This window comes from Candidatus Eisenbacteria bacterium (genome assembly GCA_016235265.1).
Taxonomy (GTDB): domain Bacteria; phylum Eisenbacteria; class RBG-16-71-46; order RBG-16-71-46; family JACRLI01; genus JACRLI01.
In genome coordinates this window covers 12,463-26,265 of the sequence record JACRLI010000014.1, presented here as the reverse complement: position 1 = coordinate 26,265, position 13,803 = coordinate 12,463, and the positions used below count along the sequence as shown (strand labels likewise).

The window sequence follows — 13,803 nt, the reverse complement described above, 5'->3', positions numbered from 1 at the left end:
TGCTATACTGGGTTTTCGAGGGGGTGCCATGCTCATGACACGGAATCGCAGGGTCCGCCGCCGTTTCCCGATCGTGCTGGGGCTGTCCTTCTGCCTGCTGGCCGCCGGCCTGCTCGCCGGGGGTGGCTGGAGCGGGCCCCCGATGGTGCAGGTGGTGCCGCTGCAGGGCACCGTGAACCCGGCCTCCGCCGAGCTGCTGGTGACCGCCATCCACCAGGCCGAGCGCGCGCAGCGCGAGGCGATCATCATCGAGATCGACACTCCCGGCGGCCTCGACACCGCCATGCGCGACATGGTCAAGGCCATCCTCTCCTCCAGCGTGCCGGTGGTCGCCTACGTGGCGCCCACCGGGGCCCGCTCGGCCTCGGCCGGGGTGTTCGTGATGGCCGCGGCGCACGTGGTGGCCATGTCGCCCGGCACCAACCTGGGCGCGGCGCACCCGGTGGGCCTGGGCGGGGCGGTGGCCGACTCGGTGCTGGCCGGCAAGGTGACCAACGACGCCGCGGCCTACATCCGCTCGCTGGCCCGCCAGCGCGGGCGCAACGTGGAATGGTACGAGGACGCGGTGCGCCGCAGCGTCTCGGCCACCGAGACCGAGGCCATGGACAAGAAACTGATCGACCTGGTGGCCCGCGACCAGGCCGACCTGCTGGCCAAGCTGGACGGCCGCAAGGTGAACGTCCTGGGCCAGGACGTGACGCTCCACACCCGGGGCGCGATCGCGGTGAAGACCCCCGTCTCGCTGCGGATCAAGATCCTCAACGCCCTGTCGGACCCCAACATCGCCTACCTGTTGCTCACCCTGGGCTTCTACGGCATCCTGTTCGAGCTGATGCACCCGGGCTCCATCCTGCCGGGAGTGATGGGCGGCCTGGCGCTGCTGCTGGGCTTCTTCGCCCTGCAGACGCTGCCGGTGAACTACGTCGGCGTGCTCCTGATCCTCTTCGCCATGCTGTTGTTCATCCTCGACGTGAAGGCCCCCACCCACGGGGCGCTCACCGTGGGCGGGGTGATCGCGTTCGTGATGGGCTCGATCATGCTGGTGCGGGGCCAGGGCTCCGGGCTGCACGTGGCGGGGGGAATGGTGGCGCTGATGACGGCCCTGACGGTGGTGTTCTTCACCTGGATCGTGGGCGCGGCGGTGCGATCCCGGAAGCGGCCGGTGGTCACCGGCCGGCAGGGCATGGTGGGCGAAACCGGGGTCGTGGAACTGGCCTGCTCACCTGTCGGAAGTGTATTTGTCCATGGGACTTACTGGGCGGCTGAAGGCGCGGAGGAACTGCCGGTCGGCACCCGTGTAAAGGTGGTGGCGGTGAAGGGCTTGACCTTGAAGGTGGAAAGGGCCTAGCCTAGCTGCGTTCGATCAGGGCGCGCCCGCGACCCTATAATTCGCGACTTCTCATGACCTGCGCCGGCCGGCCGGAAGGCCGGAAGCTCCCGGAGGGGAGTTTCCGCGTGGGTCCAAGGCAGGATTCCGAAGGAACGGGACTCCGACAGCTCCTCCCCTTGCCGCGCTTCCGCGGTGTCCCGACGGCCCTCCACGCACGGATCGAGGCGAACCCATGGTTCCCGTTTCCCTGTTCTTCTTCTTCCTGGTCATCGTCCTGGCGGTGTCGCTGATCTCCAGCTCCCTCAAGGTGCTGCGGGAGTACGAGCGCGCGGTGGTCTTCCGCCTGGGCCGGCTGATCGGCGAGAAGGGCCCGGGCCTGATCATCCTGATCCCGGTCATCGACAAGATGGTCAAGGTGAGCCTCCGGACGGTCGCCATGGACGTGCCGCCGCAGGACATCATCACCAAGGACAACGTCTCGGTCAAGGTGAACGCGGTGATCTACTTCCGCGTCATCGACTCCAACAAGGCCATCACCGACGTCGAGAACTACCTGTACGCCACCTCGCAGATGGCGCAGACCACGCTGCGCAGCGTGCTGGGCCAGTCCGACCTGGACGAGCTCCTGAGCGCGCGCGACCAGATCAACCAGAACCTGCAGCTGATCATCGACCGTCACACCGAGCCGTGGGGCATCAAGGTCAACAACGTGGAAGTGAAGAACGTGGACCTGCCCCAGGAGATGCAGCGCGCCATCGCCCGCCAGGCCGAGGCCGAGCGTGAGCGGCGTGCCAAGATCATCAACGCCGAAGGCGAGCTGCAGGCCTCCCAGAAGCTGGCCGAGGCCGCGCAGGTGATGGGCGCGAGCCCGATCACCCTGCAGCTGCGATTCCTCCAGACGCTGGCAGAGGTGGCTTCGGAGAAGAACTCCACCACCATTTTCCCGATCCCCATCGACCTGTTCACGCCGTTCATCAAGAAGATGAACGCCGAGCTGGACGCGCCGAAGGCATAGGACCGGGCCCGAAAGGGAACACGGGCATGAGTCACATGGAATTCCTGGCGGGCATCCTCCGGGGGCGGCGGATCGCCGCGGCGCTGTGCGCGCTGCTGGCGCTCCTCGCGCTGGCCTCCTGGAACCTCCCCGCGCGCGCCGCCGAGGCGGCCGCCACGCAGGCCAGCGCCGAGGCCGACGCCACCGCCGAGGCCGGCGAGGCCACCGACGTCGGCGAGTCGGTGGGCACGCCGGATCTGCAGAGCGTTCCCTCCGAGAAGGCCGACGTCCACTCCAGCATCTACATCCCGGTGCGGCCCGACGCGGTGTGGGCGGTGCTGACCGACTACGACCACCTGAGGGAGTTCATCCCCGGCATGCTGGAGAGCCGCCTGCTGGAGGACCACGGCCTGGTGAAGCTCATCGAGCAGGTGGGACAGGGCTCGTGGCTGTTCGTGGGCAAGAAGGCCCGGGTGGTGCTGGAGGTGGAGGAGCGCAAGGGCCAGAAGCTGGACTTCCACGTGGTGGACGGCGACTTCAACCTGTTCGACGGCGCCTGGGAGCTGTTCCCGCGCCAGGGCGGCCACGCCACGCTGCTCACCTACCGGCTCACCGCGCGCCCCAGGTTCTTCGCGCCCGGATTCGTGGTCAAGCACGTCCTGCGGCGCGACGTGCCGCAGCGCCTGGCGGCGATCCGCGACCGCGTGGTGAACCTGAACCTGCCGATCGCGGGCGGGAGCAGCGCGCCGGGGAGCCCGACGGGGGCGGCGAAGTAACCGGGAGGAATCGGCCCGGTCCGGCCGGGTGAACCAGGCGCGCCCGGCCAGCCCGGGCGACGAAGAGGTGGGGCAGGCAGGGAATGCCTGCCCTATCTTGTTTCCAGCACCTTCCCGTAGGCCGGTGCCCGGCCGCCCCACACCTCTCCCACCAGCACCTCCATCGCCTTCGGCTTGAAGTGGTAGGGATCGGAGTAGTTGGTGCTGTCTCGGGACAGCACGTTGGGGAAGTCGAAGTCGTAGACCGGGGCGAGCGTGGGGAGCTCCCTCAGGTACGCCGCCCGCTGCCCCTCCAGCTTGAAGTCTCCCACCCGCCGCTGCAGGTCCACGTGCGAGGGGAAACTCACGAAGACCAGGCGGATCCCCTTGCGCCGGCAGTGCTCGGCGATGCGAGCCAGGTCCTTTTCGAATGCGTCCGGGTGGGCGAAGTTCTTGTAGTTCTTGGCGGCGACGATCGCGAGCTGGCGCCGCCAGAACTCCTCGCGGCTCATCTTGGGCCAGCGGCTCTTGGGATCCTTCCCGGTCCACGCGGACATGACGCTCTCCCGCAAGCCCCGGAACACCGTCGGGTCGACGAAGTACCGGAAGGGATTCCCGACCATGGCGTGGAAGTCCACCGTCCGGTCCAGCTCGGAATACCGGTTGTACATGTCGAAGTTCAGGCCGATGTAGACGTTCTGCAGCTTCACCAGCGAGTCGGCGAACCAGAACGTCCGGACGATCTCGGCCAGCGAACACGCGTCGAAGGCGAAGTTGTAATACCGGGCCCCGGAGACCTTGCGGATGACTTCAGGGTTGATCCCGTTCATCCGGGAGTCCCCCAGCAGGATGTTCGCCTGCGGGTCCCGGCGGAACTCGATCATCTTCCACAGCACGGGGTGGTACTGCTCCGCGGTGCGCTGCTTGGCCACCCGTGGCACCAGGTTCGAGAGCCCGAAGAAGTTGTAGGGGTCCACCAGCACCATCACCAGCGCGTACGCCAGGAAGGGCACGGCAAAGACCACCAGCCGGGTCAGCAGCGCGCGGACTTCGCCGGCCTCAGAACTGGAAGTAGACAAAGGTGTGGGACTGGTTGTAGTTGCCGAAGACCAGGATCGCGAGGACCACCGCATAGTAGACCGCCCAACGGAACGCTGTCGGCCGGGTCGCCAGCCACTCCCGGACACTGCCCCTTCTCTGCATGAGGTGTGTCGCGAAGAGCACCGCCACCGAGGCCATGGTGTAGAAGAAGGGCAGCGCCAGCTGCCCCAGCATCACCCGCATCCTGAATTCGTGCGCGGTGGTGATGTGGCGCAGCGACTCTCCCACGCCGGTGAACATGCTGCCGAGCATGTAGAACGCATCCGGGGCGGTCCTCGCGCCGAAGAAGACCACGGCAAGGGAGACCAGCATGAAGTTGAACCCCACCAGCGCCAGCTTGCCGCCGGGCAGTTCCGGGAAGCGCAGGGCGACCGGCCACACCCGCGCCAGGAACTTCACCAGCAGCTGCTCGATGATGACCCAGACCCCGAACCACGCGCCGAACATGACAAACGTCCATTGCGCCCCGTGCCACAGGCCGCTCACCAGGAAGGTGATCGCGATGTTGAGCATCCAGCGGGGCAGGGGCACCCGGCCGCCTCCCAGCGGGAAGTACAGGTAGTCCCGGAACCAGGTGGACAGCGAGATGTGCCAGCGCTGCCAGAATTCCGCGAGGCTCTTGGCGAGGAACGGCCGGTCGAAGTTCGTCATCAGCCGGATCCCCATGACCTGTCCCGCGCCGATGGCGATGTCGGAGTATCCGGAGAAATCGGAGTACACCTGCACCGAGAAACAGGCGGCCGCCACCCACAGCGAGATGCCGTCGTAGTCCCGGGGGCTGGCGAAGACCGGGGATGCGAGCGAGGCCAGCCGGTCGGCGATGACCACCTTCTTGAACATTCCCCACACCATGAGCTGCAGTCCGCGGGTCACCCGCAGGCGGTCGAAATGCTGGTGGGCGTGCAGTTGCGGCAGGAGGTTCCCCGGCCGCTCGATGGGGCCGGCCACCAGCTGCGGATAGAACATCACGTACAGCGCGTAGATCCCGAGGTGCCGCTCCGCCGGGTACTTCCCCCGGTACACGTCAATGGTGTAGCTCATCGCCTGGAAGGTGTGAAACGAGAGCCCCAGGGGCAGGAGGATGTTCAGGTACGGAATCGGGTTCCGGCCCCCCAGGTGCTGCGCCAGGGAGTCCAGGTTGGCGTTGAGGAAGTTGTAGTACTTGAAGATGGCCAGCACCCCGCAGTTGGCCAGGATGCTGGCGATCAGGAACCACTTCTTCCGGCGCCCGGTGCTCCCCTCGATGGCGATCCCTGCGACATAGTCCACCGCGATGGTGAAGAACAGGATCAGGATGTAGACGGGCACGAAGGCCATGTAGAAGTAGCAGCTGGCCACGAACAGCAGCAGCCAGCGGACCTTGTGCGGCAGGGCGAAGAACAGGGTCGTGACGATGGCGAAGTAGAAGAGGAACTGAACGGAATTGAAAAGCATGACACCGCCCGGTCACTGGATCACGATGCAGGACGGGATGCCCGGGCGGCGCAAGGGCCGGGCACCGGGGGCCGTGAATCGGCCGGGATGCCCTCGCGGGACCCCGTCGGACGCTGGAAAGTACGAGCCGTAATTATACACGAGTCCGTCCGCCGGCCCAATCACCGATTCTCCGTCCCCTCCCGCCGCGCCTCCCCTGGCCCTTCGCCGGGGCCGGCCCGCGGGAACAGGCGGGGAATGGTCCGCGACGCGCGCACCGGCTACCCCCCGATCTCCAGCACCACCTTCCCGAACCCCTCCCGCCCCTCCAGCCGCCGGTGCGCATCCGCCGCCCGCGCCAGCGGGAACTCGCTGTCAATCACCGCGCGCAGCGAGCCGTCGCCCAGGAACTTCATCACTTCGATCAGCTCCGCCTTGCTGCCCATGTAGCTGCCCAGCACCGCGAGGTGCCGGGTGAACAGGTGTGCCGTGGAGATGCCCGCCGTCGGGCCCACGGTGTTGCCGCAGGTCACCAGGCGGCCGTTGCGCGCCAGGCTCAGCACGCTCTTCTCGAACACCTCGCCACCCACGTGCTCGATCACCACGTCCACACCGGCCTTGGCCGTCAGGCGCATCACTTCCTCGCGGAAGTCCGCGGCCCGGTAGTCGATGCACTCGTCCGCGCCCAGCTCGCGGGCGCGCGCGGCCTTCTCCGGCGAGCTGACCGTGGTGAGCACGCGGCAGCGGAAGAGCTTCGCGATCTGGATGGCGGCCATGCCCACGCCCGAGCCGGCGGCCTGCACCAGCACCGTCTCGCCCACACGCACCCTGGCGCGGCCCACCAGCATGTGCCACGCGGTGAGGAACACCAGCCCCGCGGCCGCGCCCTCGGCGAAGCTCATGCGATCGGGCAGCGGCAGCACGTTGGCCGCGGGCAGCACAAGGCTCTCGCAGTACGTGCCCGGGTGGCGGTTGCCCAGCACCGAGTAGCGGCGGCACAGGTTGTCACGCCCGGAGAGGCAGTCCAGGCACGCGCCGCACGAGAGCCCCGGAGAGACCACCACGCGCTGCCCCACCGAGATCCCCGCCACGTCCGCCCCCACCTCCGCCACCACGCCGGCCCCGTCGGCGCCGGGGATGTGGGGGAAGCTGAGCTTCAGCGACGGGTGACCGTTGCGGGTGAACAGATCGAGGCGGTTCAACGCGGCGGCCTTGAGATCCACGCGGACCGCGCCGGGCCCGACGGCGGGCACCGGCAGCCGACCGGGCACCAGCACCTCCGGGCCGCCATGGCCGTGCATGACGGCGGCATTCATGGTTGCGGGCATTCGGCATTCCTCCTAGTGCCCGCAGGGTACGGGATCGGGGCCTTGGTTTCCACGTCCACGGAAGCGTAGCGGCATCTCTCGCGGGGGGCCTTGCGGAACCCGCGCCATGGGAGCACCATCCAAGAGTAGTGCCGCCACGTGACTCCCGCCGTCCCCCAACCCTTGCCGCGAGAGGTACCTCCGATGGTCTGTGGTTCCCGCCCCAGGGGCATGCTCTCCATGCTCGTGCTGCTGCTGGTGACCTTGTCCTTCTGCACTCCCGGCGCGCGGGCCGCCGACCCCGCGAGCCCGGCACCGGCCCCCCACGAATTCGACCCCAAGGGCTCGGACCCGAAGGCGCTCGACGTGGTGGACCAGGCGATGCATGCCCTGGGCATGCCCGGCTCGTGGCGCTCCGCCCGCTACATCGAGTTCAGCTTCGGCCAGGCCCGCGGCGACAGCCTGCTCGGCCCGCCCCGCCGTCACTGCTGGGACACCTGGACCAACCGCTATCGCCTGGAGGGCACGGCCCGCGCCGTCGGGAAGAGGTACGTGATCCTCTTCACAGACGTGAACGACCCGAAGACCGCGAAGGTGTGGCTCGAGGGGCAATTGCAGACCGAGGACACCACCGTGACCAAGTTCGCCACCTCCGGCCACGGCGCGTTCATCAACGACACCTACTGGCTGCTGATGCCCTACAAGATGAAGGACCCCGGCGTGCACCTGGGCTGGGCCGGCATGCAGCACGACAGCGCCAGCGGCAGGGAACTGGAAACCGTGGAGCTGTCCTTCGACAACGTGGGCCTCACCCCGAAGGACCACTACATGGTGAGCCTCGACCCCGCGACCCACATGGTGGTCAAGTGGAAGTACATCAATGGCGCGAACCCGTCGCAGACCATGGTCACCCGGTGGCAGGACTGGAAGGACGTGGGCCCCCTGAAGCTCTCCGAACGCCGCCCCATCGAAGGCGCCCCAATCTCGATCGTGTTCCGCGACGTGACCGTTTCGTCCGAAGTGAAGGAAGCCGCGTTCACGACCCCCTGACGCACGGCGTGGCCGGAGGCGCAGTCTGGCATGCTGCCTCTGCCGGGCGGCTCGCGATCGCCGATGGATCCAGCGAAAGGAAGAGCACCGAAAACGCGGCGCGCCAGTGAGGGATCCCACTGGCGCGCCGCGTTGAGGGGGTTGTCCTGCGGCTCGGACGCAGGGCCCCTGTGCCCGCCATCGGCGGGATTCGAGTCTGCAGTCAGTCCGGGGGCGGACCCCCGGCGTCTTCCGGCTACCCGCGACCGGATCTCCGTCCGGTTTCGAGTTCCCTTATCTGCACGAGGCGGGCCAACATCCCGGCATGCGCGCGCAGCGTGCTAGCGCGCGCTCCCGCAAGCGGGGCGCGCGCGTTCCCATTTCCGGCGACCCCGGCCGGCGGCGCGCGGGGTGGCAGCGTGCAACGCGGGACGGTGCGGAATGCAATGCCGGTGCCCGAACGGTGCCCCTCCGGAGTCCTGCGGATCCGGCCCCAAACCCGCCCCGCGTGCCCCCACCGGGCCGACGCGACCGCCGCAAATGGCTCCCCCCCTTTCCATTGCGCGTCCCCGCCCCTACAATGACCGCGGTCGCAACGGTGCTTGGTCCGCCCGGGCGCCCGGCCGCGCGCCCCAGGGGCGGCGGATCGCCGGGACCGGGCCGCGTGGAGGGTGTGCTTGAAGCGTTCGACGCTGCCCATCGTCTTCCTGATCATTTTCCTGGACATGCTGGGCTTCGGGCTCATCATTCCCATCCTGCCCGCCTACATCGGCTGGTTCGGCGCCGGCCCGCTGGCCTACGGCGTGGTGCTGGCCAGTTACTCGCTGATGCAGCTCATCTTCAGCCCGCTGTGGGGGCGCCTCTCTGACCGCATCGGCCGCCGCCCGGTGGTGCTCATCAGCGTGGTGGGCTCGGTGCTGGGTTTCACGCTCATGGGCGTGGCGCGCACCTTTCTCATGTTGCTCCTCTCGCGCGTGATCACCGGGATCATGAACTCCAATATCGCGGCGGCGCAGTCGATCATCGCCGACATCACCCCGCCGCGGGACCGCGCCAAGCGCATGGGTCTGACCGGGGTGGCCTTCGGCCTGGGCTTCGTGTTCGGCCCGGCACTGGGCGGCATCCTGAGCCGGTTCAGCTCCTGGGGGCCCGGCTTCCTGGTGCGCGCGGGCGAGGCGCTGGTGGGCGGCAGCGCGCAGCGGCTGGACTTCGGAGCGCCGGCCATGTTCGCCGCGATGCTCTCGGTGGTGAGCCTGGTGCTTGCGGCCACCCTGCTGCCCGAGACCAACCCCGAGCACCTCCGGAGCACGGCGCGCTCCGCCGGCCCGCGCGCGTGGCTGGCCGCGGTGTCCCGCCGCGACGTCGGCGTGCTCATCGTGCTGTTCTTCTTCTCCACCCTGGCGCAATCCATCAGCACCAGCATGATCCCGCTGTTCCTCAAGGAGCACAGCGCCCAGTACGGCTTCCGACCCGACCGCGTGGCGGAGAACACCGGCTACCTGATGGCCTTCGTCGGGGTGATGGTGGCGATCACGCAGGGCGGGATCATCCGGCCGCTCCTGAAGGTGCTGCGCGAACCGTGGCTCATCGTGGCCGGGATGCTGCTGATGGCGATCTCGCTGGTGTGGCTGCCGTATTCACCCTCGATTCCCATCCTGATGGGCTCGCTGCTGTTCCTGGCGGTGGGCAGCGGCATCGGCACGCCCTCGCTCACCAGCCTCATCTCGCGCCGCACCGACGCCGCCATGCAGGGCGTGGTGCTGGGCGCGGCGCAGTCCATGAGCAGTTTCGCGCGCTTCCTGGGGCCGTTGTGGGGGGGCGTCACGCATGAGCGACTGGGCCACGCGGCGCCCTACGTCTCCGGCGGAATCTTCATGGTCCTGGCGTTCATCATCAGCCTGACGGCGCTCCGGCCGGCCGCCGTGCCGGTCCACGCGGAGGAATAGACATGCCACCCGAGAGGGAATCGCTCGAGTTCGACGCGCTGTTCGTGGGCGCGGGGCCCGCGGGGCTGGCCGGGGCCATCCACCTGGCGCAGCTGGCGGCGGGCCACAACGAGGCCGCCGGCGCGGGCGGGAAGAAGCTGCCCGAGCTGAACATCGCGGTGATCGAAAAGGGCGCGGAGGTGGGCTCGCACGGCCTCTCCGGCGCGGTGATGGACCCGCGCGGCCTGGACGAGCTGCTCCCCGACTGGCGTGCGCGCGGCTGCCCCGTGGAAAGCCCGGTCACCTCCGACGACGTGATGCTGCTCACCGCCGGCGGCCAGTTCCGCCTGCCGGTGGTGCCCGCGCCGCTGCAGAACCACGGCAACTCCGTGGTGTCGCTGGGCAACCTGGTGCGCTGGATGGCAGTACAGGCCGAGGAACTGGGCGTGAACGTGTTTCCCGGCTTCCCGGCCCGGGAGCCGCTGCTGGAATCGGGGAAGCTCCTGGGCGTGCGCTGCGCCGACACCGGGCTCAACAGGTCCGGCCAGCCCAAGGGCGGCCACCAGCCCGGCGCGGACCTGCTGGCGCGGGCCACGGTGCTGTGCGAGGGACCGCGCGGGACGGTCACCAAGATCCTGGACCGCGAGCTGGGGCTCACCAGGGGCCGCGACCCGATGGTGTACTCCACCGGGGTGAAGGAAGTCTGGGAGATGCCCGCGGGTCGGGCTCCCGCCGGTCGCGTGGTGCACACCATGGGCTGGCCGCTGCCCGCCGACACCTTCGGCGGCGGCTTTCTCTACGGCATGAGCGGCGACCGCTGGGCGGTGGGCATGGTCACCGGGCTCGACTACGGCAACCCCAACACCAGCCCGCACGTGATGCTGCAGATGCTCAAGACGCACCCGTTCATCCGCCCGCTGCTCGAGGGCGGGAAGATGGTCAGCTACGGCGCCAAGGCGATTCCGGAGGGCGGCCTGTTCTCGATCCCGAAGCTGGCCTTCCCCGGCGGGCTGATCTGCGGCGACTCGGCCTCGATGCTGAACGGGATGCGCCTCAAGGGCATCCACCTGGCCATCAAGTCCGGCATGCTGGCCGCGGAGACGATCTTCGAGGCGCTGCTCGAGGATGATTTCGGCGAGCCGGTCCTGGCCGGCTACGAGCGCCGCTTCCGCGACAGCTGGGCATACCGCGAATTGCACGGGGTGCGCAACTTCCACGCCGGCTTCCAGGGCGGCTTCTGGGCCGGGCTGTTGAGCTCCGGCATCCAGATGTTCACCGGCGGCGGCTTCGGCGACACTCATGTGAGGCACGCGGGGCACGAGCGGATGAGGAAGCTCGCGGACTATGGCCCCGGCGGCCCGCCGAATTTCGAATTCAGGCCCGACGGCGCGCTCACCTTCGACCGGCTCACCGACGTGTTCCACTCGGGCACCACGCACGAGGAGGACCAGCCCTGCCACCTGGTGGTGCGCGACACTGAAATCTGCGCCACCCGGTGCCGCGAGGAGTACGGCAACCCGTGCCAGCACTTCTGCCCCGCGCAGGTGTACGAGATGGAGGAGAGCGCCACGGGCGGGCGGCTGGAGCTCAAGATCAACGCGTCCAATTGCGTCCACTGCAAGACGTGCGACATCATGGACCCGTACCAGATCATCGACTGGACCACGCCGGAGGGCGGCGGCGGCCCGGATTACAAGAACCTCTAAAGGAGGTATGGGATGATCTTCTGGCTGGTGGTCATCATTCTCGTGGCGCTGGTGCCGTTGGTGTTCCGCTTCGGCATACAGCGGCGCGGCCCGCACGGGCCGGTGGAGGTCGGAATGAGGGGTCCGGGCACGGGTCCGCTGTACGGTCTGCTGGGTGTCGTGGCGGTGATCCTGCTGCTGTCCAACCTGTTCACGGTGGTGCCCGCGGGCAATGTGGGGGTGCTGGACACCTTCGGAATCGTCTCCGGGCGCGCGCTGCCGGCGGGCATCAACATGAAGAACCCGTTCGCGCGCTGCATCAAGATGCCGATCAAGACGCAGGAGCTGAAGGAGACCATGGACGTGCCCTCCAAGGAGGGCCTGAGCGTGCAACTGGAAGCCAGCGTGCTGTTCCACCTCGACCCCACCAAGGCGCCGGAGATCTACAAGACCGTGGGGCGCAACTACGTGGAGGTGCTGTTGGAGCCGCAGTTCCGATCGGTCACCCGCGGCGTCACCTCCCTGTACGAGGCCAAGGCCCTGTACACCTCGGTGCGCGAGGAACTGGCGATGCTGGTGACCAAGGACCTGGGGCTGGTGGTGGGCCCGCGGGGCATCCTCATCGAGAACACGCCCCTGCGCAAGGTCACCCTACCGCAGGGCCTGATGGCCTCGATCGAGGAGAAGCTCCGGGCCGAGCAGGAGAGCCAGCGGATGCAGTTCGTGCTCACCAAGGAGAAGCAGGAGGCCGAGCGCAAGCGCATCGAGGCGCAGGGCATCTCCGACTTCCAGACCATCGTGACCCGCGGCATCAGCGACAACCTGCTCCGCTGGAAGGGCATCGAGGCCACCCTGGAGATCGCCAAGAGCACCAACGCCAAGGTGGTGATCGTGGGCAGCGGCAAGGACGGCCTGCCGATCATCATGGACACGAAGTAGCGAGGCCGCAGGTTCCCCGCGCGGCGCTTCCGGACCGGCGCCGCGCGGATGGGCGGGAGTGCTCCGGGTACCCTGGGGGCACGCCACGGCGTGCCCCCTTCACTTGCCCCGCGCTTCGCGCCCCCGCCCGCACCGTTCATCCCGCCCAAACGACCATTCATCCGCTCCGGCGTTTCCCGACAGGGCCCGGATGCGTATTCTCCTCATCATGACGAACGCAGACCCGATGACCCGGCCCGCGCCCCGCCCCCGCGTCCTGCGGGGCCTGGTTCGCCTCGCGTGGCAACAGCCGCTCTACGCCATTCCGTTCGCGATCTTCTTCGGGACCATGTTCGCGCGGGGCTGGAGCGGTTTCCTGCTGAGCTACAAGGTCTCGCTGGTCCTTTCCTACACCATCGGCCTGGGAGTGTGGGCCGCGGGGACGACGGTGGTGCGCCGCCTGTTCCGGTCCCGTCCGGACTGCGACGCCCCCATCTGGCAGGTTGCGGCAGCCTACACCGCCGGCTCCCTGCTCGGTGCCTACGCCGGCGGAGTGATCGTGCAGATGGCGGTGCTCCCCGGCTTCCTGGGCGGCACGCGGGAGCTGGTGGTCATGGGGCTGTACACGGTGCTGTTCTGCGCCCTGTTCATGGCCATCAGCTACGCGCGGGTGTTCCACCTCCGCGCCGTGGAACGGGCGCGGGCGGTGGAGACCATCCGCGCGGAGCTGGCGCAGGCCGAACTGCGGGCGCTGCGGGCGCAGGTGAACCCCCACTTCCTGTTCAACACCCTGAACTCCATCGCGGCGCTGATCCCGGAGAACCCGAAGGCCGCCGAGGAGACCACCACGCTGCTGGCCGAGGTCTTCCGCTTCTCGCTCTCCGCTTCCGGACGCGAGCACACGGCCCTGGGAGAGGAACTGGCCTTCCTGCGCGCGTGCCTGCGGATCGAGAGCACCCGGCTCGGGGCGCGATTGAACGTGAGGGAGGAGATCGAGCCCGGCCTGGACACCCTCCCGGTGCCCAGCCTGCTGCTCCAGCCGCTGGTGGAGAACGCCGTCCGCCATGGGGTCGCCGCCACTCCTCGCGGCGGCACGGTGCGCATCGCGGCCCGTCGCGAGGGCGCGCTGCTGCACATCGAGATCGCGGACGACGGCCCCGGCATGGAGAGCGCCCCGGCGGACTCCGCAGACGGCTTCGGCCTGCGCTCGGTCCGCGAGCGACTGCTCGCGCTCGGCCCGCCGCACTCCCTGGAAATCGACACACGACCCGGCTCCGGCACGCGCGTGCGCGTGACGCTGCCCTGCGAACCGGCCGCCACCACCGCCCCACCACCGAAGGAGTGAC

Annotated in this window: 11 protein-coding genes; 8 read left to right on the top strand and 3 right to left on the bottom strand. The window is 68.7% G+C overall.

Features of this window, described 5'->3' with window-relative positions:
• Window positions 1–34 precede the first annotated feature (34 nt).
• The 3 genes from HZB25_06665 to HZB25_06655 all read left to right on the top strand — a co-directional run bounded on the left by HZB25_06665 (window position 35) and on the right by HZB25_06655 (window position 3,100).
• A complete protein-coding gene (locus HZB25_06665) occupies window positions 35–1,348 on the top strand; it encodes a nodulation protein NfeD (protein MBI5836906.1) in 1,314 nt (437 codons plus the stop codon).
• Window positions 1,349–1,562: 214 nt separating this feature from the next.
• Window positions 1,563–2,345 carry a slipin family protein gene (locus HZB25_06660; GenBank protein ID MBI5836905.1) on the top strand — a complete coding sequence of 261 codons (783 nt, stop codon included), beginning with the start codon at window positions 1,563–1,565 and terminating at the stop codon, window positions 2,343–2,345.
• A gap of 26 nt (window positions 2,346–2,371) precedes the next feature.
• Entirely contained in the window at window positions 2,372–3,100 is a 729-nt protein-coding gene (locus HZB25_06655; protein MBI5836904.1) for an SRPBCC family protein, read from the top strand.
• 92 nt (window positions 3,101–3,192) lie between these two features.
• Here the strand turns inward: HZB25_06655 and HZB25_06650 are convergent, their stop codons facing one another.
• From HZB25_06650 to HZB25_06640, 3 genes are all read right to left on the bottom strand, one after another.
• Window positions 3,193–4,092, bottom strand: a complete 900-nt coding sequence (locus tag HZB25_06650; GenBank protein MBI5836903.1) for a hypothetical protein — start codon at window positions 4,090–4,092, stop codon at window positions 3,193–3,195.
• 46 nt (window positions 4,093–4,138) lie between these two features.
• A complete protein-coding gene (locus HZB25_06645) occupies window positions 4,139–5,614 on the bottom strand; it encodes an MBOAT family protein (GenBank protein MBI5836902.1) in 1,476 nt (491 codons plus the stop codon).
• A 260-nt stretch (window positions 5,615–5,874) separates the two neighbouring features.
• Window positions 5,875–6,909 carry a zinc-binding dehydrogenase gene (locus tag HZB25_06640; GenBank protein ID MBI5836901.1) on the bottom strand — a complete coding sequence of 345 codons (1,035 nt, stop codon included), beginning with the start codon at window positions 6,907–6,909 and terminating at the stop codon, window positions 5,875–5,877.
• Window positions 6,910–7,104: 195 nt separating this feature from the next.
• Between HZB25_06640 and HZB25_06635 the strand changes: the two genes are divergently transcribed.
• The 5 genes from HZB25_06635 (at window position 7,105) to HZB25_06615 (ending at window position 13,802) form a co-directional block, all read left to right on the top strand.
• A complete protein-coding gene (locus tag HZB25_06635; GenBank protein MBI5836900.1) occupies window positions 7,105–7,950 on the top strand; it encodes a hypothetical protein in 846 nt (281 codons plus the stop codon).
• Between the two features lie 656 nt (window positions 7,951–8,606).
• Window positions 8,607–9,875, top strand: coding sequence for an MFS transporter (locus HZB25_06630; protein MBI5836899.1), 1,269 nt, complete (start codon window positions 8,607–8,609; stop codon window positions 9,873–9,875).
• 2 nt (window positions 9,876–9,877) lie between these two features.
• The gene (locus HZB25_06625; protein MBI5836898.1) at window positions 9,878–11,560 is read left to right on the top strand and encodes an electron transfer flavoprotein-ubiquinone oxidoreductase; all 1,683 of its coding nucleotides are present in this window, start codon (window positions 9,878–9,880) and stop codon (window positions 11,558–11,560) included.
• A 114-nt stretch (window positions 11,561–11,674) separates the two neighbouring features.
• Window positions 11,675–12,478, top strand: a complete 804-nt coding sequence (locus HZB25_06620; protein ID MBI5836897.1) for a prohibitin family protein — start codon at window positions 11,675–11,677, stop codon at window positions 12,476–12,478.
• A 208-nt stretch (window positions 12,479–12,686) separates the two neighbouring features.
• Window positions 12,687–13,802, top strand: a complete 1,116-nt coding sequence (locus HZB25_06615) for a sensor histidine kinase (GenBank protein ID MBI5836896.1) — start codon at window positions 12,687–12,689, stop codon at window positions 13,800–13,802.
• The last annotated feature ends 1 nt before the right edge of the window (window position 13,803 follow it).

What these genes read in the sequence shown, in the direction of transcription:
- HZB25_06640 (MBI5836901.1), bottom strand. Translation starts at nt 6,909, where the DNA reads ATGAATGCCGCCGTCATGCACGGCCATGGCGGCCCGGAGGTGCTGGTG.
- HZB25_06635 (MBI5836900.1), top strand. Translation starts at nt 7,105, where the DNA reads ATGGTCTGTGGTTCCCGCCCCAGGGGCATGCTCTCCATGCTCGTGCTG.
- HZB25_06625 (MBI5836898.1), top strand. Translation starts at nt 9,878, where the DNA reads ATGCCACCCGAGAGGGAATCGCTCGAGTTCGACGCGCTGTTCGTGGGC.
- HZB25_06620 (MBI5836897.1), top strand. Translation starts at nt 11,675, where the DNA reads ATGAGGGGTCCGGGCACGGGTCCGCTGTACGGTCTGCTGGGTGTCGTG.
- HZB25_06645 (MBI5836902.1), bottom strand. Translation starts at nt 5,614, where the DNA reads ATGCTTTTCAATTCCGTTCAGTTCCTCTTCTACTTCGCCATCGTCACG.
- HZB25_06660 (MBI5836905.1), top strand. Translation starts at nt 1,563, where the DNA reads ATGGTTCCCGTTTCCCTGTTCTTCTTCTTCCTGGTCATCGTCCTGGCG.
- HZB25_06655 (MBI5836904.1), top strand. Translation starts at nt 2,372, where the DNA reads ATGAGTCACATGGAATTCCTGGCGGGCATCCTCCGGGGGCGGCGGATC.
- HZB25_06615 (MBI5836896.1), top strand. Translation starts at nt 12,687, where the DNA reads ATGACGAACGCAGACCCGATGACCCGGCCCGCGCCCCGCCCCCGCGTC.
- HZB25_06665 (MBI5836906.1), top strand. Translation starts at nt 35, where the DNA reads ATGACACGGAATCGCAGGGTCCGCCGCCGTTTCCCGATCGTGCTGGGG.